The following is a 25,210-nucleotide window of genomic DNA, read 5'->3' as shown; positions in this document are numbered from 1 at the left end:
TGCCCTTTCGTTGCGACATGTCGATGACGATGACGGACGGCTGCTGCCGCTCAGCGGAGCTGGCGCACCACCATCGCCGAGTTGAAGCCGCCGTGCCCGCGGGCGACGATCAGCGCCGACCGGATCGGGCCCTGCCGCGGCTCGCCGACCACGAGGTCCATCTCGTACTCGGGCACGGCCTCCCGGACGCCGACGGCGGGCGGGATGGCGCTCCAGAACATCGACAGCAGCGCCGTGGCGACGTCGAGGGAGGCACCGCCGGCGAACAGCCGTCCGGTCATGGTCTTGGGCGCGGCGACGGGAACGCCGTGCGGCCCGAAGACCTCCTTGAGGGCCTCCGCCTCCACCTGGTCCAGCTCGGCCTCGCCCACCGCGTCGGCGAAGACGACGTCGATGTCCGCGGCGTCCATGCCGGCGTCGCCCAGCGCCATCTCGATGGCCCGCTGCAGGCCGGGCGGGCGGCCGGGGGTGCCCGGGTCGAAGGTGGAGGCGTAACCGGCGATCTCGCCGAAGACGGTCGTGCCGATCCGTTTCTTCGCGCTCTCCGGCGTCTCCAGCACCATGATCGCGCCGCCCTCGCCGGGCACGTATCCGCCCGCGCGCTCGTCGAAGGGCAGATAGGCCCGCGTCGGGTCCGAGCTGCGGCTGATCCGGCCGGTGGCCTGGTGGGCGACCCACGCCCACGGGCACAGGGTGCTGTCGATGCCGCCGGTGAGCATCAGGTTGGCGCCGTCCCGCAGCTGCCGCCGGGCGTGGCCGATCGCGTCGATCCCGCCGGCCTGCTCGCTGATCACCACGGCGCCCGGCCCGTGCATCTTGTGCCGGATGGATATCTGGCCCGTGTTGACCGCGTAGAACCACGCGAACGACTGGTAGGCGCTGACGTACTCCGGGCCCTGGTGGTGCAGCTTGGCCAGCTCACGCTGGCCGAACTCGTAGCCGCCGCCGGAGGCCGCCGTGACCACGCCCATCTCGTCGGTGGGGACGTCGCCGTTGCGCACCCCGGCCTGGCGCAGTGCCCAGTCGGTGGCCACCAGCGACAGCCGGGTGATGTGGTCGGACTGCGGCAGGATCCGGTCCTGCAGATGCCGGTCGGGCACGAAGTCGGGTATCTCGCCGCCGAGTTTGCAGCGGTACTTCGAGATGTCGAACTTGGTGACCCGCCGGATGCCGGACTGGCCGGCCATCAGCGCCCGCCAGTACGACGTCGGACCCAGCCCGTTGGGCGCCGCGATGCCGATTCCGGTCACCACTGCTCGCCTGGTCATCGCTTCGCTCCTCGTACGTTTCGCAGGATCATCGCGCTCTGGAAGCCGCCGAAGCCGCTGCCGACGGTCAGCACGGTGTTGAGCCGCTTCTCGCGGGCCACGTTGGGCACGTAGTCCAGGTCGCACAGCGGGTCGGGTTCGTTGAGGTTGGCCGTCGGCGGGATCAGTCCCTCGCGCATGGCGAGCAGGCAGCCGGCGATCTCCAGTGAGCCGATCGCGCCGAGCGAGTGACCGATCATCGACTTGAAGCCGCTGATCGGCGTGGTGAAGGCGTCCTCGCCGAGGCTGCGCTTGAAGGCGCCCGTCTCGTGCAGGTCGTTCTGCTTGGTGCCCGAGCCGTGCGCGTTGATGTAGTCGATGTACGGGGGCAGGATCCGCGCCTCGTCCATCGCGACCTCGATGGCCGAGGCCATGTCCTTGCCCTCGGACTCGAGACCGGTCATGTGGTACGCGTTGCAGCGCGAGGCGTACCCGGCGACCTCGCCGTAGATCTGCGCGCCGCGGGCCCGTGCGTGCTCGAGCTCCTCGACGACGACGATCGCACAGCCCTCGGCCAGCACCAGGCCGTCGCGGGTCTTGTCGAAGGGACGGCAGGCGTGCTCGGGGTCGTCGTTGCGGGTGGAGCTCGCGCGGAGCACGTCGAAGCAGACCACCGTGATCGGTGACAGCGGGGCCTCCGTGCCTCCGCTGACGACGACGTCGGCGCTGCCCTCCTCGATCAGCCGGGCCGCGTAGCCCACCGAGTCGATGCCCGAGGTGCAGCCGGTGGAGACCAGCGTGACCGGTCCCTCCGCGCCGGTCTGCGTGGCGAGTTCGGCCGCCATCGAGCTGGGGTTCACGTAGTCGTACAGATGGGGGACGGTGTAGCCCTGGTCGACCTCCCAGAGCCGGCCGCCGTCGCTGCCGATGGTGAACTCACGCTCCAGACTGGTGGTGCAGCCGACGGCGGAGCCGAGGGCGACGCCGACCCGGGTGGGGTCCATGACGTCGAACTGCAGGCCCGCGTCCGCGACGGCTTCCCGGCCGGCGACCACGGCGAACTGCGCGGCCCGGTCGAGGCGGCGCACGTCCTGCGGGGTGAGCCCCGACTTCAGCGGGTGGAAGTCGACCTCGCCCGCGATGCGGGAGCGGAAAGCCGAGGGATCGAAGTGGGAGATCGCCCTGGTCGCCGTCCTGCCCTCGGCAAGTAGGCTCCAATATTCCTTGACACCTATGGCACCTGGCGAAATGACGCCGAGCCCGGTGATCACAGCGCGACGGGACACCGATGGCCTCCTGGATCAATGCAGGTTGGTTTGTACGAGAATGCGGCGTCTGGCTCGTGACTGACTCGACAATCACCGCACCGGCACGGCGGACACCTCGCGGGCCCGCTTCTCGGCCGCCTGGTGCGCCTGTGCCAGGGACTGCTCGGCGAGCGGCACGAGCGCGGCCATCGCGGGCACCCGGGGGGCCAGCGAGAGCTGGGCGGCGATGATCTCGACGTCGAGGCCGAGGCCGGTGCCGAACACGGTCTGCAGGTACGGGCCGCAGTGGTTGGCCTTCTCCATGGGAGCGCCCGGGCTGTAGCCGCCGCCGTAGCTGGCGACGACGGTCGCGGGACGGCCGGCCAGCGGGCCGGGGCTGCCGTCGAAGGTGATCGTGCGGTCGTTGACCAGCACCTGGTCGAGCCACGCCTTGAGCGTGGAGGGGATCGACCAGTTGTACATCGGGGTGCTCACCAGCAGCGTGTCGGCGGCCAGCAGCTCCTCGACGAGCTCGTCGCGCAGCAGCATGGCGGCGCGCTGGTGGCCGTCGTGCGCGGCCGGCGGGACGAAGCCCGCGGTGACGCCCGCCTCGGTCAGCGGCGGCACGGGCACGGCGCCCAGGTCCCGGTAGGTCACGACACCGTCGGGGTTCTCCTTCTGCCACGCCCGGCGGAAGGTCTTGGCCAGTTCCCGGGAGACCGAGCCCCGGGACATGGCGGAGGAGTCGATGTGCAGCAGGTGCGGCATGGCTGTCTCCCGAAAGTCTGCGGATGGTGGCAGGGGTCCGTTCACGCCACGGTCGGTCAGCCCGCTCGTGTCACGGCGGACCCCGCCTCAAGCGGCCGCCCGGGCCCCGGCATGCGTCAGGGGCGGGACGCCCACGGCGTTCCCACCCCTGTGCTCCGCAGCGATCCGGCCGTCCCGGGCATCCGGGACCTGCCGACGCCCCGCGCCCCTACGGGACGAGCGCGGTCAGCAGCACCGACTGGTCCCCCTCGATGCTCCGCGCGCCCTGGTAGTCCAGGCCGGCCTGTTCGAACAGCGCCGCGAACTGGTCGACGCTGCGCCGCTTCCCGCCGCCCATCAGCACCATCAGCAGATCGACGGCGGTGCAGATCTCCTCGAACGGGCTGTCGCCGCCCAGCAGCATGTCGACGACGACCACCCGGGCGCCGGAGGCCGCGGCCCGCGCGGTGTTGCGCAGAATGGCGACGACCGTGTCGTCGTCCCACATGTACATCATGTGCTTGTACAGGTAGGTGTCGGCTCCGCCGGGCACGGACTCGCGGCAGTCCCCGGCCAGCAGTTCGGCGCGTGCGGCCAGCGCGCCGCCGGCCCGCAGCCGTTCGTCGACGCCCGGCAGCACCTGCTCCAGTTCGAGCAGCACGCCGTGGATGTCGGGGTAGGCCTCCATGAGCTGCAGCAGCAGCTGCCCCTGGCCGCCGCCCACGTCCATCACCGTCTCGCCGGGACGCGGGGCGAGCGCCGCCACCAGGGCGGGGGCGTTGTTGAGCAGGATGGTGTTGGCGGTCATCGCCCGGTTGAAGATCGCGCCGGCCTCGGGGTCGTCGTTGACGAAGTAGCTCTGCGCCTGGGTGCCGAAGACCTTGGGGAAGGCCGCCTCGCCGGTGCGCACGGCGTCCGCCGTGTGGTGCAGCACCGAGACCGGCACATGCAGCCACCCGAAGCGGATGACGTCCGGGGCGCCCCAGGTGGAGTCCTGACGGATCATCCGCGACAGCTCGGTGTGCCGGAACCGGCCGTCCTCGAGCGCCTCGAAGAAGCCGTGGCAGGACAGCGCGCGCAGCAGCCGGCCGAGCGCGTCCGGGTCCGCGTCGACGGCCTTCGCCAGCTCCTCGGCGCCGAGCGGCTCGTCGTCCAGCGCGTCGGCCACCTTCAGGTCGACGGCGGCCTGGACGAACTGCAGGGCGGCGAAGCCCATGCCGATCCGGTACAGCTTCACCCGGGCTTCGAGGGAGGGAAGTGCGGGAGTGGTCATGGCTCTCTCTGCTCCAATCGTGCCGGTCGTGGGCGCTCGGGTCAGCCGTGCTGCGCAGCGAGCCGGGCGTAGTAGCGGCCCGGGTCGGGCACGTCGTGGCGGATCACCCGGGAGCGGACGCGCAGCCCCTCCCCGGTGCGCACCAGTTCGTCGGTGACGACACAGCTCGGCTCGAAGGTCACGTCGCCGTTCTCGTCGGTGACGCTGACCAGACACGTGGCCGTGACCCGGGTCGAGCCGTCCTGCTGCGGCTCGGCCCGGCGGTTCTCGAACCAGTGCCGGATGGTGCTGGTGCCGTAGCGGGAGATGTTCGCGCGCACGCCCTCCAGCAGTGCGGGGCGGCCGGCCAGCTGCCAGGCGCCCTCGTAGCCGAAGGAGCAGTCCTCGGTGAAGGTCTGCACGAAGGCCTCGAAGTCGCGCGCCTCCAGCAGCGGCATCTGGTGGGCGTAGAAGGCGGCGATCTCCCGGAAGAGATCGGCGTGCTGCTCGGTGTGCTGGCCGGTGTGCTGCTCCGAGTGCTGCAGCGTCTGCGACACGGTGCACCCCTTTCGACGGTCCGGTGGTTCGCGGGAACCGCACCGTGCACCCGGCCGCTCCAGAGCGGCTGGAGCGTGGGTGAAACGCCGGCGCCGAAGCCGTGTGCCGTCGATCATGGCTGTGGGCGGTCCGCGGCCCCGGACGCTCCAGCCGGGCGCGACCTCCCTTCGAGACCTCCCCCGCACCCTCGGCACAGCACGACCCTTTCGATCCCTCGCACAAGGAGCTGACGACATGTCCGACGGGACGCCGACGAAGAGCCAGGAGGTGCGGCTCGTCTCCTACCCGGACGGCGAGCTCTCCCTCGACCACTTCGAGGTCGCCGTGACGGAGCTGGCCGAGCCGGAGCCGGGTCAGGTGGTGGTCCGCAACGACTGGATGTCCCTCGGCACGGTCTACCGCGACCAGATGCAGTCCTCGCTGGACATCCCGATCCCCGTGTTCCAGCTGGGCCAGCCCATGTGGGGCCGTACGGTCGGCACCGTGGTGAAGTCCGCCAGCCCCGATCTGGCGGTGGGCGACCTGGTCGAGCACTTCAGCGGCTGGCGCGACCATGTCGTGGGCTATGCCGGGCAGTTCTTCAAGCGTGACCCCGAACTGCTCCCCGGCAGCGAGTACTTCCTCTCCAACGGGCCCACGGCCTGGCGCGGGCTCGCGGAGATCGCCAAGGTGCGCGAGGGCGACGTGGTGTTCGTCTCCGGCGCCACCTCCGGCGTCGGCTGCCTCGCCGCCCACATCGCCAAGGCGCTCGGCGCGGTCAAGGTCATCGGCAGCACCGGCTCCCCGCAGAAGATCGACTTCCTGACCCGGGAGGCCGGCTACGACGCGGCGTTCGACTACCACGACGGCCCGGTCGCCGACCGGCTGCGCGAGCTGGCCCCGGACGGGATCACGGTCTTCTTCGACAACGTCGGCGGCGAGCAGTTCGAGGCCGCGGTGCAGGCGGCCGCCCCCGGGGCCCGCTTCGCGCTCTGCGGGTCGCTGGCCGCACAGCACGGCGAGGACGCCCGCCCGCGGCTGGACCTCACGAGCCTCATCCCGCGCGAGCTGTCCTTCCAGGGCTTCGCCACGCTGCACACCCCGCAGCAGATCGAGGACTGGAACACGCAGTTCGGCGCGTGGCTCGCCGAGGGCCGGATCTCCTTCCCGCACACCGTGGTGGAGGGCGGGGTCGCCGCGCTGCCGCAGGCCATGATCGACCTGTTGAAGGGCCGGCTCTCCGGCACCGCGCTGGTGAGGTTGTCCTGACCATGAGCACCGCCGCAGGCCCGGTCCTGAGCGTGAAGGCGCTCAACCGCGCGTTGATCCACCGCCAGCTGCTCGCCCGGCGGTCCGCGCTGTCGCCCGCGCAGGCCGTCGCCCATCTGGCCGGACTGCAGGCCCAGGCCCCCAACCCGCCGTACATCGGGCTGTGGACCCGGCTCGAGGACTTCGCGGTCGAGGACCTGGCGGCCTTGGTCCGGGAGCGGAAGGTGGTGCGCATCGCCCTGATGCGCTCCACCATCCACCTCGTCACCGCCGACGACTGCCTCGCCCTGCGTCCGCTGCTGGCCGAGATGCTGGCCCGCACGGTCAAGGGGCAGTTCGGCCGGCAGGTCGCGGGACTGGACACCGACGAGATCGCCCAGCTGGGCGCCGAGCTGGCCGAGCAACGCACGCTCACCTTCGCCGAGTTGGGCGCGCTGATGGCGCAGCGCCTGCCGGGGCACGACGCGAACGCGCTGGCGCAGACCGTGCGCAACCTGGTGCCGCTGGTCCAGGTCCCGCCGCGCGGGCTCTGGGGTCACAGCGGCCAGGCCGCGCACACCACCGTCGAGCGCTGGCTGGGCCGCGGTCTCGATCCGGACGCCTCCCTCGACGCCTATGTACGGCGCTATCTGGCCTCGTTCGGTCCGGCCAGCGTCAAGGACATGCAGAAATGGTCCGGTCTGACCCGGCTGAAGGAGGCGTTCACCCGGCTCGGCCCGGCGCTGCGCACCTACCGGGACGAGACCGGGACGGTGCTGTACGACCTGGCCGGGACTGCGCTGCCGGACCCGTCCGAGGAGCTGCCCGCCCGGTATCTGCCCGAGTTCGACAACATCCTGCTCTCGCACGCCGACCGGGAACGGATCATGGCGGCGGAGCACCGTACGAGGATCTTCACCAGCAACGGCATCATCCGCGCCACCTTTCTGATCGACGGCTTCGTGCGGGGCCTGTGGCGGATCGACCGCGCCAAGGACGCCGCGACCCTGGTCGTCGAGCCCTTCGTCCCCCTGGCACGCCGGGACGTCGCCGAACTGACCGAGGAGGGGGAGCGGCTGCTGAGCTTCGCCGCCTCCGGGACCGGGCGCCACGACATCCGGTTCGAGACGGTCGGCTGACACCCGCGCGCCCACATCCGAGGAGCCACTCCCATGACCGTCGCCACCCTCTCCACCCGCGACCTGTCGGCGGCGGCCGGCGAGCTGGCCGGCCTGTCGGCCGGGCACGCCGCGGCCGCCGACGCCACCGGACGACTGTCCGCGGACGTCGTCACCGCCCTGCGCGCGAGCGGATTCGCGCGGCACTTCGTCTCCGCGCGCTTCGGCGGGACCGAGGGGACCGTCGCCGACTTCGTGCAGGGCGTGCTGCGGGTGTCGGCGTCGTGCGCCGCGACCGGCTGGTGCGTCGCCCTGCTCGCCGCGTCCTCCCGCTACGCCGCGCACCTGCCCGAGCAGGGGCACGAGAAGCTGTGGGGCTCGGGCGCCGACGTCCTCATCGCCACCGGCCTGGTGCCGGCGGGCACCGCGGAGCCCGCCGAGAACGGCTACCGGCTCTCCGGCCGCTGGCAGTACATCAGCGGCGTCGACTTCGCGGACTGGGTGCTGCTGTGCGCGAACGTGTCCGAGGAGGACGCGGGGCCGCGCTTCTTCGCGCTGCCCCGCGGGACCTTCGGCGTGGTGCAGTCCTGGGACTGCGTCGGCATGCGGGCCACCGGCAGTCACACCGTGGTGGTCGACGACGTGTTCGTGCCGGGCCATCTGTCCTTCGCCCGCGCGGAGATGGAGACCGGCGTCAACAGCTGGAGTCCGCTGCCCGCGCACAACGTCCCCTTCCAGGCGATCGGCGCCACCACCTTCGCGGCCCCCGCCGTGGGCGCAGCGCAGGGCGCGCTGGCCGCGGCCGTCCGCGTGCTGAAGGGCAAGCGGCTCACCGAGGCCGTCCAGATCGAGCTGGTCCGGGCGACGGCGCGGATCGACTCGGCGCGTCATCTGGTCGAGCAGAACGCCGCCGTGATCGACGACCGCACTTTCACGCCAACCTTTTTGGCACGCAATCAGCGGAATGCCTCGTTCGCCGGCGAACAGGCGGCCGAAGCCGTCACGGCGCTGGTGCGGGTGGCGGGCACGGCGGGGCTCAGCGACTCGGGTGAGCTGCAACGCGTCTGGCGTGACGTCACGACGGCGACGAGTCACGTGGCACTGCGCTACGACATCACCCGGGCAGCAGCGAACTACAGCACGGCACTAATCGAACAAGCCATCTGAGGAAACTTGCGTACACGGCCAGATTGCGATGCTTGAATGACCACGTGATCAGAGTCTTGCTGGCTGAGGATCTCCATATGCTGCGCAGGGCACTCGTCTCCCTGCTGAGCCTCGAAGGGGACATAGAGGTCGTCGCGGAGCTGTCGAACGGTTCGGAGGTCGTGGCGCGCGCCCTGGAGTGCCGGCCCGACGTCGCCGTACTGGACATCGACCTGCCCGGCACGGACGGCATCAGTGTGGCGTCCGCGCTGTACACCACGCTCCCGGAGTGCCGGACCCTGATCCTCACCGGTCTGGGGCAGCCGGGCCATCTGCGCCGGGCGGTGGCGGCCCACGCCCAGGGCTTCCTGCCCAAGGACGCCGAGCCGGAGCGTCTGACCGCCGCGATCCGGGCCATCGCCAGGGGCGAGCGCGCGTTCGACGCGACGCTCGCCCTCGCCGCGCTGGAGACCGAGCCGGGCGCGCTCACCTCCCGCGAGGTCGAGGTGCTGAGGCTGGCGGCCCAGGGCGAGGAGGCGGCCCAGATAGCCAGGAAGCTCCACCTCGCCACCGGTACCGTGCGCAACTACCTGACCACCGCGGTCACCAAGCTGGGCGCCCGCAACCGGGTGGACGCCATCAGGATCGCCCGCGAATCAGGCTGGCTGTGACCCGCCCCGCGCCTCCCGCCCCGTAGGGCGCCCGCCCCGTAGGGCGCCCGCCCCGTAGGGCGCCCTCGCCGTAGGGCACCGGCCGGCAGGGATCCGTCTCCGTGGGGCCCGCCCCGTGGCGTCCCGCTCCGCGTCGTCCGCCGTCAGGACGGTACGGGCGTCCGGGCCGGGGCCCGGACCTCGCCCAGGGGCATCTCCAGACGGAGTTCGAACCAGCCGTGGTCGTCGACGCCGGCCGTGAGGCGTCCGCCGAGGCGTTCCACGCGGAACGTCAGGTTCTTGATGCCGCTGCCGCCCCCCTGCTCCGCGCCCTGGACCGACCCGGCGCGGACCACACCGTCGTTGGCCAGCCGGAACCAGACCGCACCGGCCCGGCGGCCGGTCTCGATCTCGCACCGCCTGACCTCGCTGTGGCGCAGGATGTTGGTCAGCCCCTCGCGGAACACCGTGGCCAGCACGGTGTCCACCTCGGTCGACAGCGAGTCGGACGCCACGTTCACCTTCGCCTGCACGCCGAGCATCGAGAGCATGGCCTGCGCGGCGCGCACCTCGTCGCACAGGGACATCTCCCGGTACCCGTGGGCGACCGCGCGGACGTCGGCCAGCGCCTGCCGGGAGATGTCGAGGACCTCGGAGATCTCCTGCCGGGCCTGGTCTGCGGTGACCGGCGTGAGCCGGTAGGCGAGCTCGCACTTGAGGGTGATCGTGGACAGGCTGTAGCCGAGCAGGTCGTGCAGGTCCCGGGCGAAGCGCAGCCGCTCCTGGGTGACCGCGAACTGCGCGAGCTCGGCGCGGGAGCGGTGCACCTCGGAGACGAGATCGGTGAGCCGGGACAGACCGAACACCACGAGCCCGGTCAGGATCGTGGACACGGTGGTGTAGGAGACGTTCCGCCAGCCGAGCCCGATGCCGAACTGCAGCAGGTCCGTGCTCAGGACGACCAGGCCGAACGCCGTCCACCCCTGTCGCGTGTCGCGCAGCACCAGCAGCGCCGACCCCGCGAGCAGCCCGGGCAACGGCAGCCAGGCCAGGCCGAACTGCAGGAAGGGCGCATAGGTCAGCAGCGCCTGCAGAAGCAGCAGGAACCACCGGTGCCGGCCGAGCCGCGCCGCCGACCGGGGCGCGACCCTGGGCAGCAGCCGCGGGAAGGAGATGAAGAACTGCAGCGCCAGTACCAGCGCGAGCAGCCCCAGCGCCTCGGCCAGCCGGGCCGCCGAGTGCGGCGCGGCCGTCAGATAGGTGACCGCCACGAAGCCGAAGGCCAGCAGGACGACCGTGGTGATGCCCGCAGCGATCCTGGGTGCGAGGTGCGCTGCCGTCGCTTCGGCCTCATCGGCCGGCAGATCGTTGGGTTCCATAGGTTCCATGCCGTCTCGACCGCTCCCCCGCCCCGAGTCCCAGCTGGTGAAAGCGCACCATACCGGTCTTCCGACAGGCCCTCAAGTCCCTCAACTCGGCGGTATACGACTCGAGATGACCATGTCGCCGACGCTGGACTCCACCCGCCAGTCCAGGCCGACGGCCCGCTGGAAGGCGTCCGCGTCGCCGACGGGCAGGATGCGGGACTGCAGTCCCACGGCCCGCGCCACCAGCGTCAACGTCTGCTGGAGCGCTCCCACGTCCTTGAGGACGTTGCTGTAGGCGGTGCCGCTGAACTTGTAGGCGGCGCGGGCGAACCGGGCGGATATGGCGATGAGCACGGCCGGCTCCCCGTCCGGGCCCGGCTCCCCGCCGCGGGCCGTGCCCGCCAGGTCGGCCGCGGCGCCGGGGTCGCCGCCCATCCGCTCCAGGCAGTGGTCGAGCGGCCGGTAGTGGTACGCGCCCGGCGGCAGACAGGACGCCCCCTCGTCGGCCAGGACGTACACCTCCAGCGCATAGCTGTCGTCGACGCTGACGTACGGGCGCTCGCTCGTCGGGTAGCCGGCCGGATCGAAGTCGGCCGGCGGCAGCAGGGCGCGGACCCGGGCCGACCGGTACAGCAGGGCGCCGAGCCGGTCCAGCGACAGCTCGGCGTCCTCGACGACCGGCCGGACGCCGGGCTCGAGCACCGCGGTGAGGGTCGGGTCGGCGGCCGCCGGGGCGTCGAGGACGGGGCGGGCGAGCGCGATCCGGTGCGCGGGGCGGTCCGGGTCCGGCTCCGTCTGCGGCTTGACCACCGGAGGCGGGGGCATCCGGCCGACCTGGGCGAAGGCGGCTCCGCGCGGCCGGCCGAAGCGCTCCCGGCGGCTGCCGGCGTGCACCATCAGCTCGTCCGGGGACCAGCCGGTGAGCGCGGGGTCGCGGTCCTCCGCGAAGGTGGGCTCGGCGCCGCCCGGGCCGTACCCGGCGGGCCCCTCGGCGACCACCAGCACCCCGGCGGCGACCAGATACGACCGGACCGCCTCCACCACGGGAAGGTGCGGCGCGTCGAAGTCGTCCGCCGCGCCGTCTATCCGGCCCAGCATCCCCATGACGCCCGGGTGGTGCAGCTCCACCTTGTGCTCGACGAGCGAGGACTCGACGGACAGACCGCCCGGCGCACAGCGGATCACCGCGAACCTCGAAAGCCTGCAGACCCGGCCGAGCAGCGGCTTCAGCCGGGTGAAGCGGGCCTGCCCGGAGATCGGCACCACGGAGAGCAGCGGCGCCGCGCCGACGGCCAGGGTGCGCACCACCAGGTGCTGCAGCGGCCGGAGTTCCTCCAGCAGCCCCTCCGGACCGCCGGGCGAGTCCGCCGCCGAGGCCAGGATGTTGGGGATGGCGGACGGCCCGAGCTGCATCCGGCGCACGGCCTCGCGCAGGGCGGCGCTCGGCTCCTTGATCCGGAGATCCTCCCAGGGTGTCTCCAGCACGAGGGCGTCCTCGGGATCGGTGTCCGGATCGACAACGATGTCCGGCCTCAAGGACCACAGATTGACCAGTTGGGGGGCGAGACTGCCAAGGTGCACGGCTGATCCAAGGTGGGGGGACGGTCGCGATCGCGGGGGAATCACGGGGACGGTCACAGGAACAGGGGGACCGGGTTGAGGTCCTCGTAGCGGGTCGGTTCGGTCAGGTCTTTGCTGCGCACCGGCACGTCGAAGAGACGGCCGGGTGCGAACCGGGCCCAGTGGGGGCGGAGCCCGGGGACGATGACGCGGGCCACCGGCAGCCCCACGTCGGGACGGGTCTGGTCGAGCACGAGCATGTTCAGTCCGGCCTCGCGGACGATCCGCTCAGCCTCTGCGACATCCTCCCGCAGATCGGCCCGGGGCCGGTACGGGTGGGTGTCCGCGTTCGTCGCGGGACGCTCCGGATCCGGTCTCAGGTAGGGGAGTTCGTCGGCCCGGGCGGTGCGCATCCAGCGCAGCACCTCGACGTCGTCGGTTCCGTATCCGGCGCCGTCGGCACGGGCGTCCACGACGTAGGGGAGCATCTGGTTCAGCTCGGTCAGGGCGCGGTGCAGCGCGATCCGGGGGTCGAAGTGCGCGCCGAAGCCGAGCGTGATGTCCTCCCCCGCCTTGTCCGTACGGCGGGACAGCGCGACCACCGTGGGGATGCCGAGGTCGGCGGTGAGGTCGAGGGCCCACACCTCGCGGTGCAGACCGGCGTGGACCGTGCGCAGTTCGGCGATCCAGGGGTCGTCGAAGGAGCCGAGGTCCACCCCGGGCCGGCGCAGCCGGTTGTACCACCACAGGGCCACGGCGTCCCGCTCGACGAGCTCCAGGAACCCCTGGAGCACCGCGTCCTCCAAGGACGCGCCCGCGGCCACGCCGTTGGAGGTGGCGAGACAGTACGGACGGCCCGCGAGGCGTGAGGCGCCGAAGTAGAGCAGGGCCGTGGGCAGCAGCCGGCGACGCTGCTCGGTGAGCGACCACACCGGGGTCCACTCCATCTCCCGGCCCTCGTCGAAGGGCTCGCAGACCTGCTGGAACGCGCCGTGTTCGGCGTTCCAGCGGGCGCGGCCGGTGAACTGACCGGCCGCGAAGAGCTGGACGGAGTCGGGGTGGACGGCCTCCTCGCCGAGCGCGTCGTAACACGCGCGCAGCATCGGCTCGTCGCCCTGGAGGTGGCCGCTGTGCCGCTCCAGCACCTCGGCGAGCGCGCTCACCTCGGCCCGCAGCGGGGTGCTGCCCTTACCCGCGCTGGTGGCGCGCAGCCCGGTGCGCCAGCCGCGCGGGTCGTGGTGGGTGAGGGCAAGGTTGTGCCCGGCGTGGAAGACGTTGAGGAACGCCGGGCCGCGCGGGTCGCGGCGGATCTCCCGGACGAGGCCGGTGAGCGGGTCCACGTGCCGCCGGTAGCGCCGGAGCATCTCCTCCGGGCCGAGGGCCCGGTGCCCGCCGCCGTCGCAGTCCGCCTTGGGCCGGGATCTCAGCACCACGGGCGCCTCGACCCTGGCGGCGACCAGCGTGGGATCGCCGCAGTCCGGGCACTGCGGGCGCCGGCTCACCGGATGGTGGCTGCCCGTCAGCATCAGTCCGTTCAGGGTCCACAGCGCGTCCTGCCCGGGGTGGCGCAGGCCGGCCAGCCATTTGACCGCCTCCAGCACGGCCAGGTGAAGCCCGGCGAGCAGGCTCGCCGGGACCGCGCAGGGTCGGCGGGGCAGCGGCCCGGAGCGGCCCAGTCCCTGCTGGAGCCTGGCCTCGACCGGGCGGCTGCGCCACAGCCGTTCGGCCAGGCAGGACCAGCACGGGCCGTCGGGCACACCGAGGAACGGGCCGATCCAGGTCTCGGTGCCGTGCAGCTGGATCGGCAGCCAGCAGCGCCCGGCCTCCCGGTACTCCCGGTCGAGTTCGCGCAGCCGGGGGTCGAGGTAGTCGTCGCAGGCCACCAGGATCAGGTCCGCCTCGGCGGCCGGCCCGGTGCGCAGGCCGGCCGCCACGGCGGCGGTGTGCAGTGTCTCGGGTCCGACGCCCCCCACCGCCACGGTGTGCACGGTGGCCGCGGGGCGGACGGCGCCGCCGCTGAGACCGGCGGCCTCCCAGTACGCGCGCTCCGCGGCGTCGTCGGCCCGCGACTCGGGCAGTTCGGCCAGCAGGTCGGCTTCGGTGAGACGGTCGAGCAGCCGCAGCGTTCGCTCGACCGGCAGTCGCCCGGACGCCTCCGCGAGGATGGCGTCGCGCGTCCTGACGCCGTCCAACAGTTCCGCGAGGTGGCAGATCTCCGCGCCGTGCAACGTGATGACGCGTCGCCCGGACATCAGGTAGACCGCTTCCCCGGGGACGATCTGGACCGTCAGGTGTTCCTTGAAGCCCAGGCGGGGCTTCCCCGAAGCCGACCGGATCACCGTCAGACCCCGCTGTGGTCCGTGGTGGCGGGCACGGCCGACTCGGCCCAGCAGACGAAGGAATCGGTCGGCGCGGCCCACGGGCCGGCCGGGTTGTACTCCTCGATGAACAGGTCCTCGGAAAGGTGCTGTGCGGACATGGTCTCCCCCTCGATCGTCTGTGAACCGCGCCCTGTGACGCGGTCGGTGTGACCGTGCGGTGCGCCGTCGTCCTGCCGGTCGGTGTTCTCCGCGGCTTCGGCGTCTGACCAGGAGTCTCGCCGAGAGGAGGAGGGCCGCAGTAGTGCCGTGCTCACCGGCCGGTGATGAAGAATTCATGATCGCCGGATGACGGCTTCAGCAGGCTTCGTCCCGGGCGCACCACGGGGCGGTCGGACCGGCGCACAACGTGCAGGCCGCGGCCCGCGGGGCGGTCTGCCCCACGGGCCGCGGCCCGGTTCTCGTCGCGGTCCGCGACCGTCAGACGTTCTCCGCCACGGCCTTGGGCTCCGTGCCGGCCCCTGCCTGCTCGCCGTGCGCCGCGTTCTTGCGGGGCAGCAGGAACGTCAGCAGCAGGGTGAGGACCATGCCGCCGATGAACCAGCGCAGCGCGTGGGCGAACGTGTCGGCGAAGGTGAGCGCGTTGGTGTGCTTGCCCGTGTCGGCGAACACCGCGGCGACCTTCGGGTTGCCGGTGAGCTCGGACGGGGCCTTGGCGCAACTCGGCGCCTGGACGGTCCAGTCCTTCTCCTTCGCCTGGTCGCTCGTGCACTGCACGAAGTAGTCCACGACCCGGTCCGCGCCCTGCCCGGTGACCGACACGGCTGCCAGGTCCTTGCGCAGCTGCGGGGCCGCCTCCCGGGAGTTGTCGGCCGCGTTGCCGCCGAGCGCGCCGAAGAAGATGACGCTGACCAGGGCCGTGCCGACGGCGAACCCGAGCTGCTGGTTGGTGTTGACCAGGCCGGAGGCCGAGCCCGCGTCCTGCCGCGGAGCCTCGCTGGTGGCCATGTCCGGGATCGGGGACATGACCATGCCGAAGCCGAGGCCGAACAGGGCCAGCGGGAGCGCCATCTTCCAGCTGGTGGCGCCGCTGCCGTAGTGCTCGACCACCCAGATGTAGGAGCCGAGGCCCAGCAGCACCAGCACCGCGCCGAGCTGCAGGAGCTTGCGCCCCATCTTCGCGGCGAGGAAGGCGTACGACAGCGCCGACGTGATGAAGGTGGCGATGCAGAACGGCAGGCTGGTCAGACCGGCGCGGATCGGGCTCCAGCCCAGGCCGACCTGCATGTACAGGCTCCAGGACAGGAAGAACACGCCGACGCCGATGTTGAACGCCAGCTGCACGCTGAGCGCGGAGGAGAAACTGCGCAGCCGGAACAGGTTCAGCGCGACCAGCGGCGAACCGTCCTTGCGGGTACGGGCCTGCTGCTGGCGGATGAACACGAACAGCGCCACCGGCGTCAGCGCCAGCAGGACGAATCCCCAGGCCGGCCAGCCCAGTTCGCGTCCCTGGATGAGCGGGAAGACGAGCAGGAACAGGGTGACGGCGGCGAGGACCGCGCCGACGATGTCCAGCCGCAGCGCGACCGGCGCCTTGGACTCGACGATGCTCTTCTGCCCGACGATCAGACCGAAGAGGCCGACGGGGATGTTGATGAGGAACACCAGCCGCCATTCCAGGCCGAACAGGTCCCACTCGACCAGCAGGCCGCCGAGGCTCAGACCGGTGAGCGCGGCGAGACCGGCCACCGTGCCGAACATGCCGAACGCCTTGGCGCGCTCCTGCGGCGGGAAGCTGACGTGGATGATGGCCAGGACCTGCGGCACCATGATCGAGGCGAAGCCGCCCTGGGCCAGCCGGGACACGATCAGCATGCCCGGGTCGACCGACACGGCCGCGGCCAGCGAGGCGAGCGTGAAGCCCGCCACGCCGATCTGGAAGATCCGCTTGCGGCCGTAGATGTCGCCGAGCCGGCCGCCGAGGATCAGCAGCAGGGCGAAAGCGAGCTGGTAGCCGGCGGTGACCCACTGGATGTCCGCGTAGCCGGCGTCGAGATCCGTTCGGATGGAGGGGATCGCCACGTTCAGGATCGTGCTGTCGAGCATGTCCATGAACGCGGCCACGAGGATCACGGTCAACGCGATCCAGCGCTTGGGATTGAGCTCTCCCTCCTGCTCTCCGGACGACGTTGCTTCCAGAGCGGTCACGATCTTCTCCTTCTATGGGGGGTGTGTGCGGCGGGTTGGTCGGTCAGAGCAACACGTAGGGATGCGTGTCGCTCGGCGAGTAGGCGTGCGAGGCCACCTCCACCACCTGGGTGGGGCTGAGCGCCATGTAGCTGTGCACGAGGCGCGGGTGGACGGTGACCAGGTCCCCGGCGACCAGCACGGTGTCGAAGCGCTGGCCGGTGTCGAGGTCGTAGTACGCGGCTCTCAGTTCGCCGGAGATCACGAACATCACCTCGGTCTTGTCGAGGTGGTAGTGGTTTCCGCGGCACGGTCCGCCCGGCAGGCAGTCCCAGTACGCGGCGAACCGGTAGGCGTCGCCGTTGGCGAACCTCACGAGATCCCCGGCGGGAGAGGAGAGCCTGCCCGGACCGTCGCCGGGTATGACGTCACGGAATTTCGTGATGCGCTCACAGCGCAGCTTGTCGGTGACAGCGGAGTTCATAAGGCCCCTCTCGGGTCGTCCCAGCTCGGAACAGGGTGCTGTGCGGCGCTGGAAGCGGCCTTGTCCGCCGCTCGAACCTCGGCCACCAGCCGGGCGACCGTGAGGGCCCGCTCCTGGTGCCGTTCGCGAAGACCGCGCTCGGCCCCGAGGCCGTCGCGGGTCTGTGAGGTCTGTGGGGTTCCCGGCGACCGCGGGGAGGACGGGGAAGGCGGGGCCTGCGGGGCGGGCGGGGGCTGGAGAGTCCGCCCCGGCCCTCGGGCCGGCGGCCGGCTCTGCCGGACGGCGTGCGAGAACGCGCGCACCGCCGCGAGGAACTGGTCCTCGGGGTGCAGGACCAGTTCCTCCACGCCCTCCGGCCGCTCCACCCGGATCACCGGGCAGTGGTCGGCGGGCGGCGCGTAGGCGCGCTCCACCCGGATCCGCCCCGCGCTCCCCCACAGCTCGTACCCGGCCCGGTAGGCGTGCTCCATGCCGAACACCACCTGCGCGGTGACGCCGTCCGGTGCGGCCAGCAGGACCGCTCCCCCGGTGTCCACGCCGTGCACGGGGTGCCGGCGCAGCCGCGCCCCGCACACCGTGAGCGCGGGACCGAGGAAGAAGCGGGCGGCGAGCAGCGGGTTGACGGCAATGTCCAGCAGGGCGCCGCCACCGAGGCCCGCGTCGTAGCGGACGTCGCCCGGCGGCGGCGCGGGGATGGCGAACTCCCCTGTGAAGCTGCGCAGTTCACCGATGGCGCCGCCCGCGAGCAGCTCCCGCACCCGCCGGTGCAGCGGGTGGCACGGGAACATGAAGTTCTCGGCGAGCACCAGGCCCCGCGCGGCGGCCAGCCCGAACAGCCGCCGGGTGGAGTCGACGTCGCCGGTGAGCGGCTTCTCGCCGAGCACGTGCTTGCCCGCCCGTAACGCCCGTTCGATCCAGTGGGCGTGCAGGGCGACGGGCAGCGGCACGTAGACGGCCTCCACGCCCGGGTCGGCGATCAGGCGGTCGTAGCCCGTCACGGCGGCGCAGTCGAACCGGTCGGCCACCTCGCGGGCCCGGCCGCCGTCCCGGCTGGCCACGGCCACCACCCGGCTGCCGGGGTCCGCCGCGAAGGCGGGCAGCACCCGGCGGCGGGCGATGTCCGCGCACCCCAGCACACCGATCCGGACCGGCTCCGAGCCCGTGGCGGGCGACCCCTTCATCACGGCCGCCCGCTCGTCCCCAGCACGTCGCGCAGGAAGCGCCCGGTGTGGCCGTGCGGCTGCCCGGCCACCTGCTCGGGGGTCCCCGCGGCGACCAGCGCGCCGCCTCCGTCGCCGCCTTCCGGACCGATGTCCACCACCCAGTCCGCCGTCTTGATCAGGTCGAGGTTGTGGGACACGGCGAGCACGGTGTGCCCCTTGTCCACCAGGCTGTGCAGCACCGAGAGCAACCGCTCGATGTCGCTGGAGTGCAGGCCGGTGGTCGGTTCGTCGAGCAGGTAGAGGGTGTGCGCGCCCGCCCTGCGCTGCAGCTCGTTGGCGAGCTTGACGCGCTGGGCCTCGCCACCGGAGAGCGTGGTCGCCGACTGCCCCAGCCGCAGATAGCCGAGGCCGACCTCGTCGAGCACGCGCAGCGGAGCCTCGATGGCGGGCTCCCCCGCGAAGAACTCCAGCGCCTCCTCGACGGGCATCGCCAGCACCTCGGCGATGTTCTTGCCGCGGTAAACGATCTCCAGCGTCTCCGCGTTGTAGCGGGTGCCGTCACAGGTCTCGCAGTGCAGGAAGACGTCGGGCAGCAGCTGCATCTCGATCTTGATGGAGCCGTCGCCGGTGCAGGTCTCGCACCGCCCGCCCGGCGAGTTGAACGAGAACCGGCCCGGCTTGTAGCGGCGCTTCTTCGCCTCCGCGGTCTGGCAGAACACCTTGCGCACGCTGTCGAAGACCCCGGTGTACGTCGCCGGCGTCGACCGGCCCGAACGCCCGATGGGCGCCTGGTCCACCCTGATCACCCGGTCGACGTGCTGCAGCCCCTCGATCCTGGTGTGCGCGCCCGGCGCCGGCGCGTCGCCGCCCAGGGCGCCTTCCACCGCCGGGTAGAGGATGTCGTCCACCAGCGTGGACTTGCCGGCCCCCGACACCCCGGTCACCGCGATGAACGTGCCGAGCGGGAAGGCGACGTCGAACCCGGCGAGGTTGTTCTCCTTCGCGCCGTACACGGCGATCCGGCGGTCGGGCGCCCCGGGCCGCCGGCTCGCGGGCACCGCGATGCCGCGCGTGCCGCTGGTGTAGCCGCCGGTCGGCGAGTCCGGGTCGCCGAGCAGTTGCTCGGCCGGGCCGCTGAACAGCAGCTCGCCACCGTGCTCGCCGGCCGCAGGACCGAGTTCCACCACCCAGTCCGCGGCTTTGATCATCTGGTGGTCGTGCTCGACGATGAGCACCGTGTTGCCTTGGTCGCGCAGGTCCTGAAGGGTGGCCACCAGCTTCTCGATGTCCCTGGGGTGCAGACCGGTGGTCGGCTCGTCCAGGACGTAGAGCAGGCCGAACATGTCGGTGCCGAGCAGACCCGCCAGCCGGATGCGCTGCGACTCGCCGCCGGACAGGGTGCGCGCCGGACGGTCCAGACTGAGGTACTCCAGGCCCATCCGCGTCAGATGGCCGAGCCGCTGCACGATCTCCTCCAGGGCCTGGCCCACGGCGGCGCGCTCGCGCTCCGCGACGTCCAGCTCCTGGAAGAAGCGCAGCGACACGGAGACGGGCAGCGCCGTCACCTCCGCGATGCCGCGTCCGGCGACCCGGACCGCGAGCTGCGCCGGGTTGAGCCGGCCGCCGCCGCACTCACGGCAGGGCGCCGGCCGCATGTAGTTCTCCAGCTGCCCGAAGTTCTCGCCTCCGGACTTGCGGTAGCGCTCGTAGAGCCAGGGCACCACCCCGGTGAACACGACGTCCTTGACCGGGTCGCCGGGCTTGTCGAACTTGCGGGCCCGGACCTTGATGTCGGTGCCGTGCAGCAGGGTGTGCCGCAGCCCCTCGGAGAGGTCCTCCCAGGGCGTGTTCTCGTCCTCGCCCAGCAGGTGCGCCACCGCGCGGGCCTTCATCCGCTCCGGCTCGGTGAACGTGGGCCGCCAGGGCGTGATCGCGCCCTCCAGCAGGGAGCGGCCCGGGTCGGCGACCAGGGTCGTGGGGTCCACCTCGAGCCGGGTGCCGACGCCCTGGCAGGCGGTGCACTGGCCGAAGGGCAGGTTGAAGGAGAAGGCCCCGTTGGTCATCTCGGGCAGCGCGCTGTCGTGGCCCTGCGGGCAGGCGTCCTGAGCCAGTTCCGTCCCGCACACGGTGCAGTGCGGGTGCCCGATCCGCGCGAACACGACCCGCAGCAGGTCGTACACCTCGGTGACCGTGCCCACCGTGGAGCGCGGGCTGCGGGAGGCCGAGGAGCGCTGGTCGACCGCGACGGCCGAGCACAGGCCGCCGATGTGGTCCACGTCCGGCTTGTCCATCTGGTGCATGAACTGGCGGGCGAAGGTCGACATGCTCTGCAGCTGGCGCCGCTGGCCCTCGGCGTAGATCGTGGCGAAGGCCAGGGACGACTTGCCCGAGCCGGAGACGCCGGTGAACACCGTGAGGTTGCGGTGCGGCAGGTCCACGTCGACGCCGCGCAGGTTGTGCTCGCGGGCGCCGCGCACCTCGAGCGTCTCCGGCAGCAGGTGCGCGCGGCTGTTGGTGTCGCTCAACGGGGTTTCCTTCCCTACCGTCCCGGCCTGGCGCCGGCGAGCTCTTCGATGACGGGCACGACGGACGCCGGGGACGGCATCGCGGCCACCTCCGCGCGCAGTGCCCGGGCTTTGACGCCGTACGACTCGTCCTCGAGCAGGGCGCGGCAGTTCTCCACGACGGCTTCCGGGTCGATGGGCTGTCCCACCAGCTGGCGGGCGGAGCCGTACGCGGTGACGCGGCGCGCGCTGTCGTACTGCTCGGCGACGATCGGCTGCGGGACCAGCAGCTGCGGCAGTCCCGCGAGGATCGCCGCCATGGTGGAGCCGCCGCCGCAGTGGTGGACCACCAGGTCGCAGGAGGGCAGCACCGAGGCCAGCGGCAGGAAGCCGGCGGCCAGCACCGCGTCGGGCAGCGGCCCCAGCTGGGGGACGATGTCGTCGGCGACCGCGACGAGCAGCTCCACGCCGAGCGCGGGCAGCGAGTTGACCAGGTCCTTGAGCACCCGGGCCCCGCCGGCCGCCGGCGCCACCGTGCCCAGCGTGAGCAGCAGGCGGGGCCGCTCGCGCGCCTCGAACACCCACGACGGCACGGTGGCCGGCGGGTCGTACTGGACGTAGCGCATCGGGACGCCGTGGGCGCCCCCGGCGGGCAGCAGCGAGGCCGGGCAGGGCTCCAGCGCCAGGTCCGGCTCGGGCAGGGCGCCCAGGCCCAGCTCGGTCAGTTCCGGCGTCAGCTCGTCGGCCCCCGACTTGTCCATCTCGCGGAAGTAGCCGAGGCCGACGCCGTGCTCGACCCAGGGGATGCCCTTCAGCTGCGCCACGACGCCGGCCGCGTAGGTGTGCGGCTCGGCGACGATGACGTCGGGCTTCCACTTCTCGGCGACGTCGAGGAGGCCGGGCAGGGTGCGGGCGGCGAGCCGGCCGAAGCCGCGGCCGGCCTGCTCCAGCATCTGGGGCTCCTCACGCGCGAACGCGATGGGGTTGCCCTGCCGGTCGTGGGCCATGACCTCGCGCATGTGCATCGGCCCGTAGGTGGGGATGAAGGGCATCCCCGAGCCGTTCGCCACGGGGGCGAGGCTCTCCGGTGCGGCGACCAGCACGTCGTGACCCGCCGCGCGCAGCGCCCAGGCAAGCGGGACGACCGGACAGTAGAGCCCGTAGCTCGGGCCGGTGCTCACGAGAATCCTCATGCTGGTCATGCAACCGCCCGCCACTCGAGCCGCACTTGAGCCGCCGCCACCAGCGGTGCTCGAGCCGTGTCTCGTAGCTTCGCGGGCCATGGAGATCGAGGAGATGGCCGTGCGGGACGCCTACCGCATCCGGCCGCGAATCCACGGCGACGAGCGGGGCGCGTTCTTCGAGTCCTTCCGGGACGAGGAGTTCACCCGCGTCACCGGCCAGGTGTTCCGGCCGGTGCAGACCAACTTCTCCGTCAACCACCGCAACGTGCTGCGCGGCATGCACGGGGTGAGTCTGCCGCCGGGCCAGGCCAAGTACGTCACCTGTGTCCGGGGCGCCGTGCTGGACGTCGTGCTGGACGTGCGCGTCGGCTCGCCGACGTTCGGCGGCCACGACGTCAGTCTGCTGGAGCCCGGGAAGGGCACGGCGGTGTTCCTGCCCGACGGGATGGCGCACGGCTTCGTGTCACTGACCGACGACTCCTGCGTGAGCTACGTGTTCGACACCCCGTACATCCCGGGCACGCCGTTCGAGATCGACCCGTTCGACCCGGATCTGGCCCTGCCCTGGCCCCTGACGGAGGAACCGGTGGTGGCGCCCAAGGACCTTCAGGCGCCGAGCCTGTCCCGGGCCGCCGAACTCGGCATTCTGCCCCGCTACGAGGACTGCCTGGCGCATTACGCCCGGCAGCGCACTTCTTTCCTTTCGCGTTCGTCTCGGAACGCGATTCCGAGCCGACCTTCTGAATTCGCCGGAGACAAGGAGTAGTCATGTCGGTGAACGCCGCCGAATCCACGACCGAACAGTCGACGTTTCCCTACAAGCGCAAGTGCCCCTTCTCCATGCCCGAGGAGTACGGGCCCATGATGGAGAAGGGGTCGGTGACGAAGGTCAGCCTCATCACCGGCCTCGAGGTCTGGGCGGTCACCGACTATCACCTGATACGCCAGCTGCTGACCGATCCGCGCATCAGCTCCTCGCGCAAGCACGACAACTTCCCCTTCTACTTCGAGGCCCCGCCGGAGTTCCGCACCGAGACCTCCTTCATCGGCTACGACGCCCCCGAGCACACCACCACCCGCCGCAAGGCCGCCGTCACCTTCACCAACCGCCGGGTCCAGCAGCTGCGCGCGAAGATCGTCGAGAACGTGGACCTGCGCCTCGACGCCCTGGAGGCGGCGGGCTCGCCGGCCGACCTGCACGAGATCGTCTCGCTGCCGGTCCCGATGTCGATGATCTGCGAACTGCTCGGCGTGCCGTACGAGGACCACGCGTTCTTCGCCGAGCACGGCACCAACCTGCTGGGCGGCCACAGCACCCCCGACCAGCGGCAGGCCGCGATGGTGGAGGTGGGCAGGTACCTGGAGAAGCTGGTCGGCCTCAAGGAGCGCGAGCCGGGCGACGACCTGCTCAGCCGGGCGATCATCGCCTACCGGGAGTCCGGCGAGGAGTACACCACGCGTGACCTGGTCAACCTGTGCCGGCTGCTGATGAACGGCGGGCACGAGACGACCGCCAACATGATCTCCCTGTGCACCATGGCCCTGCTGCGCAACCCCGAGCAGCTGGAGCAGCTCAAGGCCGACCCGTCGCTGATCGGCCCGGCGATCGAGGAACTCGTCCGCTACATCACCATCGGCGACCTGGCCGTGCCCCGGGTCGCCCTGGACGACATCGAGCTCGGCGGCGTGACCATCAAGAAGGGCGACGGCATCCTGTGCCTGGCCCTGCCGGCCAACCGGGACGCCTCCGTCTTCGAGCGGCCCGACGAGCTGATCCTCTCCCGCGGCACCCGGCGCCACCTCGGTTTCGGGCACGGTGCGCACTACTGCATCGGCGCGGACCTGGCCCGGGTCGAGCTGGAGATCGCCCTCACCAAGATCTTCGAGCGCTTCCCGGACCTCCAGCTCGCGGTGCCCTACGAGGACATCCGCACCAAGGAGGGCTCCGTCGTCTACGGCGTGTGGTCACTGCCGGTCAAGTGGTGAAAACGACTTGAGGGAGGGGGTGCCTGGCACTCCCTCCCTCTGCTGTGTCGTTCAGTTGTGTTGCGTCGTTCAGTTGTGTTGCGTCGTTCGGGCGCCGGGCGCGCGACGGCCGGAGCCGTCGCGCGCTCAGTAGTTGCCCAGCCCGCCGCAGACGTTGATCGCCTGCGCCGTGATGGACGCCGCGGTGTCGGTCACCAGGTAGGAGACCAGGCCCGCGACCTCCTCCGGGGTCGAGTAACGCCCCAGCGGGATCTTGGCGTTGAACTTCTCCAGGACGTCCTGCTCGGAGACGCCCCAGAAGTCCGCGTACCCGGACCTGACCCGCTCGGCCATCGGCGTCTCGACGTACCCGGGACACACCGCGTTGACGGTGATGCCCGACTTCGCCAGTTCGAGGCCGACGGCCTTGGTGAAGCCGACCACCCCGTGCTTGGAGGCCGAGTAGGGCGACGCGTAGACGACGCCCTGCTTGCCCCCGGTGGAGGCGATGCTGACGATCCGCCCGTAGCCGTTCTCGCCCATCCGGCCGGACGCCAGCACCTCCTTGGTCACGCGGAAGACACCGTTGAGGTTGGTGTCGATCACGTCGAGCCAGGTCGGCTCGTCGAGGTGGGCGATCTCCCCGCCGCCGCCCCGGCCGGCGTTGTTGACCAGGATGTCGATACGGCCGAAGCGCTCCACGGCCGCCGCGACGGCCGCACGGACGCCCTCGGTGGAGGTCACGTCGCAGGGACCGCCCGCGACCTCCAGCCCTTCCGCGGTGAGCTTCTCCAGCGTCTCGGCCAGCTTGTCGGCGTCCCGGGCGCACCCGTACACCGCCATCCCCTGCTCCGCGAGGGTCCGGGTCACCGCGAGGCCGATGCCGCTGCTGGCTCCGGTGACGAACGCTACCCGCCTGTCGCTCATCTGGGTCCTTCCCGTCCCGTCCGGTCGGAGTCCCTCACGCGAGGGACTTGCCGTTCACGAAGTCCGTGATCGCCTGCGGCGTGTTCAGGTGCTCCATGTCGTCGGTGATGTCGACGCCGAACTCGCGCTTGATCAGGGCCGCCGTCTCCAGCAGGGCCAGCGAGTCGTAGCCGAGCTCGCCGAACGTGGTCCCGCCGATGTCGCCGGCGAGCTGCTCCGACTCGTCCTCGCCCGCGCTGATCCGCAGAATGTCCTTGAGCCGGTCGATCGTCAGTTCCGCCATTTCCATCTCCCGTGTCGGAGGGTTGTGCGTGCTCTGAGAATTTGGGCCCGGCGACTCGGATCGCGCTCGCGCACGC

Annotated in this window: 22 protein-coding genes; 6 read left to right on the top strand and 16 right to left on the bottom strand. The window is 71.7% G+C overall.

Annotation, left to right across the window (positions count from 1 at the left end; all coding sequences use genetic code 11):
• Positions 1-50 precede the first annotated feature (50 nt).
• The 5 genes from ACH4ZA_RS35645 to ACH4ZA_RS35625 all read right to left on the bottom strand — a co-directional run bounded on the left by ACH4ZA_RS35645 (position 51) and on the right by ACH4ZA_RS35625 (position 5,050).
• Positions 51-1,268: a ketosynthase chain-length factor gene (locus ACH4ZA_RS35645; RefSeq protein ID WP_319275516.1), complete on the bottom strand. Its 1,218-nt coding sequence runs from the start codon at positions 1,266-1,268 to the stop codon at positions 51-53.
• Positions 1,265-2,533 (bottom strand): beta-ketoacyl-[acyl-carrier-protein] synthase family protein, encoded by a 1,269-nt coding sequence (locus ACH4ZA_RS35640; protein ID WP_319191079.1) that lies wholly within the window; start codon positions 2,531-2,533, stop codon positions 1,265-1,267. Before ACH4ZA_RS35640 ends, ACH4ZA_RS35645 begins: the two co-directional genes overlap by 4 nt.
• 72 nt (positions 2,534-2,605) lie before the next feature.
• Positions 2,606-3,262, bottom strand: a complete 657-nt coding sequence (locus ACH4ZA_RS35635; protein WP_057577769.1) for an FMN-dependent NADH-azoreductase — start codon at positions 3,260-3,262, stop codon at positions 2,606-2,608.
• A 208-nt stretch (positions 3,263-3,470) separates the two neighbouring features.
• A complete protein-coding gene (locus tag ACH4ZA_RS35630; RefSeq protein WP_319275519.1) occupies positions 3,471-4,514 on the bottom strand; it encodes a methyltransferase in 1,044 nt (347 codons plus the stop codon).
• 41 nt (positions 4,515-4,555) lie between these two features.
• Positions 4,556-5,050, bottom strand: coding sequence for a nuclear transport factor 2 family protein (locus ACH4ZA_RS35625; protein ID WP_398433300.1), 495 nt, complete (start codon positions 5,048-5,050; stop codon positions 4,556-4,558).
• 235 nt (positions 5,051-5,285) lie between these two features.
• Here ACH4ZA_RS35625 and ACH4ZA_RS35620 point away from each other — a divergent pair, with 235 nt between their 5' ends.
• Genes ACH4ZA_RS35620 through ACH4ZA_RS35605 form a run of 4 tightly spaced genes read left to right on the top strand, consistent with a single transcriptional unit; the run spans position 5,286 to position 9,213 of the window.
• On the top strand, positions 5,286-6,299 hold the full coding sequence (locus ACH4ZA_RS35620) for an NADP-dependent oxidoreductase (RefSeq protein ID WP_319275523.1): 1,014 nt from the start codon (positions 5,286-5,288) through the stop codon (positions 6,297-6,299).
• A gap of 2 nt (positions 6,300-6,301) precedes the next feature.
• Positions 6,302-7,417 (top strand): winged helix DNA-binding domain-containing protein, encoded by a 1,116-nt coding sequence (locus ACH4ZA_RS35615; RefSeq protein WP_398433299.1) that lies wholly within the window; start codon positions 6,302-6,304, stop codon positions 7,415-7,417.
• 33 nt (positions 7,418-7,450) lie between these two features.
• Entirely contained in the window at positions 7,451-8,563 is a 1,113-nt protein-coding gene (locus tag ACH4ZA_RS35610; protein ID WP_398433298.1) for an acyl-CoA dehydrogenase family protein, read from the top strand.
• Positions 8,564-8,607: 44 nt separating this feature from the next.
• Complete coding sequence (locus ACH4ZA_RS35605) at positions 8,608-9,213, top strand: DNA-binding response regulator (protein ID WP_057577775.1); 606 nt, start codon at positions 8,608-8,610, stop codon at positions 9,211-9,213.
• Positions 9,214-9,356: 143 nt separating this feature from the next.
• Here the strand turns inward: ACH4ZA_RS35605 and ACH4ZA_RS35600 are convergent, their stop codons facing one another.
• The 9 genes from ACH4ZA_RS35600 to ACH4ZA_RS35560 all read right to left on the bottom strand — a co-directional run bounded on the left by ACH4ZA_RS35600 (position 9,357) and on the right by ACH4ZA_RS35560 (position 21,968).
• A complete protein-coding gene (locus tag ACH4ZA_RS35600; RefSeq protein WP_398433297.1) occupies positions 9,357-10,571 on the bottom strand; it encodes a sensor histidine kinase in 1,215 nt (404 codons plus the stop codon).
• A gap of 90 nt (positions 10,572-10,661) precedes the next feature.
• On the bottom strand, positions 10,662-12,140 hold the full coding sequence (locus ACH4ZA_RS35595; protein WP_319275530.1) for a SagB family peptide dehydrogenase: 1,479 nt from the start codon (positions 12,138-12,140) through the stop codon (positions 10,662-10,664).
• Positions 12,141-12,193: 53 nt separating this feature from the next.
• A complete protein-coding gene (locus ACH4ZA_RS35590; RefSeq protein ID WP_398433296.1) occupies positions 12,194-14,458 on the bottom strand; it encodes a TOMM precursor leader peptide-binding protein in 2,265 nt (754 codons plus the stop codon).
• A 2-nt stretch (positions 14,459-14,460) separates the two neighbouring features.
• The gene (locus ACH4ZA_RS35585; protein ID WP_319275534.1) at positions 14,461-14,598 is read right to left on the bottom strand and encodes a hypothetical protein; all 138 of its coding nucleotides are present in this window, start codon (positions 14,596-14,598) and stop codon (positions 14,461-14,463) included.
• Between the two features lie 319 nt (positions 14,599-14,917).
• Entirely contained in the window at positions 14,918-16,645 is a 1,728-nt protein-coding gene (locus tag ACH4ZA_RS35580; RefSeq protein ID WP_398433295.1) for an MFS transporter, read from the bottom strand.
• Between the two features lie 43 nt (positions 16,646-16,688).
• A complete protein-coding gene (locus ACH4ZA_RS35575) occupies positions 16,689-17,108 on the bottom strand; it encodes a cupin domain-containing protein (RefSeq protein ID WP_266724886.1) in 420 nt (139 codons plus the stop codon).
• On the bottom strand, positions 17,105-18,289 hold the full coding sequence (locus ACH4ZA_RS35570; protein ID WP_398433294.1) for a Gfo/Idh/MocA family protein: 1,185 nt from the start codon (positions 18,287-18,289) through the stop codon (positions 17,105-17,107). The genes ACH4ZA_RS35575 and ACH4ZA_RS35570 overlap by 4 nt, the downstream gene beginning before the upstream one ends.
• A complete protein-coding gene (gene uvrA, locus ACH4ZA_RS35565) occupies positions 18,289-20,796 on the bottom strand; it encodes an excinuclease ABC subunit UvrA (protein WP_319275540.1) in 2,508 nt (835 codons plus the stop codon). The genes ACH4ZA_RS35570 and uvrA overlap by 1 nt, the downstream gene beginning before the upstream one ends.
• A 14-nt stretch (positions 20,797-20,810) precedes the next feature.
• Entirely contained in the window at positions 20,811-21,968 is a 1,158-nt protein-coding gene (locus ACH4ZA_RS35560; protein ID WP_319275542.1) for a nucleotide disphospho-sugar-binding domain-containing protein, read from the bottom strand.
• Between the two features lie 88 nt (positions 21,969-22,056).
• On the opposite strand from ACH4ZA_RS35560, the gene ACH4ZA_RS35555 reads away from it, so the two are divergent.
• Together ACH4ZA_RS35555 and ACH4ZA_RS35550 are read left to right on the top strand one after the other, a co-directional pair.
• Positions 22,057-22,725 carry a dTDP-4-dehydrorhamnose 3,5-epimerase gene (locus ACH4ZA_RS35555; RefSeq protein ID WP_319275544.1) on the top strand — a complete coding sequence of 223 codons (669 nt, stop codon included), beginning with the start codon at positions 22,057-22,059 and terminating at the stop codon, positions 22,723-22,725.
• Positions 22,726-22,727: 2 nt separating this feature from the next.
• Positions 22,728-23,945 (top strand): cytochrome P450, encoded by a 1,218-nt coding sequence (locus ACH4ZA_RS35550; RefSeq protein ID WP_319275546.1) that lies wholly within the window; start codon positions 22,728-22,730, stop codon positions 23,943-23,945.
• A gap of 126 nt (positions 23,946-24,071) precedes the next feature.
• On the opposite strand, the gene ACH4ZA_RS35545 is transcribed toward ACH4ZA_RS35550, so the two are convergent.
• Both ACH4ZA_RS35545 and ACH4ZA_RS35540 read right to left on the bottom strand, forming a co-directional pair.
• Positions 24,072-24,851, bottom strand: a complete 780-nt coding sequence (locus ACH4ZA_RS35545) for an SDR family NAD(P)-dependent oxidoreductase (protein WP_306950109.1) — start codon at positions 24,849-24,851, stop codon at positions 24,072-24,074.
• A 34-nt stretch (positions 24,852-24,885) separates the two neighbouring features.
• Positions 24,886-25,134, bottom strand: a complete 249-nt coding sequence (locus tag ACH4ZA_RS35540; protein ID WP_057577785.1) for an acyl carrier protein — start codon at positions 25,132-25,134, stop codon at positions 24,886-24,888.
• Positions 25,135-25,210 lie beyond the last annotated feature (76 nt).

The sequence above is a fragment of the Streptomyces sp. NPDC020597 genome (assembly GCF_044335095.1).
In the GTDB taxonomy this organism is placed as follows: Bacteria; Actinomycetota; Actinomycetes; order Streptomycetales; family Streptomycetaceae; genus Streptomyces.
Note: the sequence above shows the minus strand (reverse complement) of the source record. Positions and strands in the feature narration are given on the sequence as shown.

Bases quoted from the DNA above. Each gene is read 5' to 3' on its own strand.
- ACH4ZA_RS35545 (WP_306950109.1), bottom strand. From the start codon at position 24,851: ATGAGCGACAGGCGGGTAGCGTTCGTCACCGGAGCCAGCAGCGGCATC.
- ACH4ZA_RS35600 (WP_398433297.1), bottom strand. From the start codon at position 10,571: ATGGAACCCAACGATCTGCCGGCCGATGAGGCCGAAGCGACGGCAGCG.
- ACH4ZA_RS35645 (WP_319275516.1), bottom strand. From the start codon at position 1,268: ATGACCAGGCGAGCAGTGGTGACCGGAATCGGCATCGCGGCGCCCAAC.
- ACH4ZA_RS35585 (WP_319275534.1), bottom strand. From the start codon at position 14,598: ATGTCCGCACAGCACCTTTCCGAGGACCTGTTCATCGAGGAGTACAAC.
- ACH4ZA_RS35630 (WP_319275519.1), bottom strand. From the start codon at position 4,514: ATGACCACTCCCGCACTTCCCTCCCTCGAAGCCCGGGTGAAGCTGTAC.
- ACH4ZA_RS35635 (WP_057577769.1), bottom strand. From the start codon at position 3,262: ATGCCGCACCTGCTGCACATCGACTCCTCCGCCATGTCCCGGGGCTCG.
- ACH4ZA_RS35615 (WP_398433299.1), top strand. From the start codon at position 6,302: ATGAGCACCGCCGCAGGCCCGGTCCTGAGCGTGAAGGCGCTCAACCGC.
- ACH4ZA_RS35550 (WP_319275546.1), top strand. From the start codon at position 22,728: ATGTCGGTGAACGCCGCCGAATCCACGACCGAACAGTCGACGTTTCCC.
- ACH4ZA_RS35620 (WP_319275523.1), top strand. From the start codon at position 5,286: ATGTCCGACGGGACGCCGACGAAGAGCCAGGAGGTGCGGCTCGTCTCC.
- ACH4ZA_RS35570 (WP_398433294.1), bottom strand. From the start codon at position 18,289: ATGAAGGGGTCGCCCGCCACGGGCTCGGAGCCGGTCCGGATCGGTGTG.
- ACH4ZA_RS35560 (WP_319275542.1), bottom strand. From the start codon at position 21,968: ATGAGGATTCTCGTGAGCACCGGCCCGAGCTACGGGCTCTACTGTCCG.
- ACH4ZA_RS35540 (WP_057577785.1), bottom strand. From the start codon at position 25,134: ATGGCGGAACTGACGATCGACCGGCTCAAGGACATTCTGCGGATCAGC.
- ACH4ZA_RS35610 (WP_398433298.1), top strand. From the start codon at position 7,451: ATGACCGTCGCCACCCTCTCCACCCGCGACCTGTCGGCGGCGGCCGGC.
- ACH4ZA_RS35555 (WP_319275544.1), top strand. From the start codon at position 22,057: ATGGAGATCGAGGAGATGGCCGTGCGGGACGCCTACCGCATCCGGCCG.
- ACH4ZA_RS35575 (WP_266724886.1), bottom strand. From the start codon at position 17,108: ATGAACTCCGCTGTCACCGACAAGCTGCGCTGTGAGCGCATCACGAAA.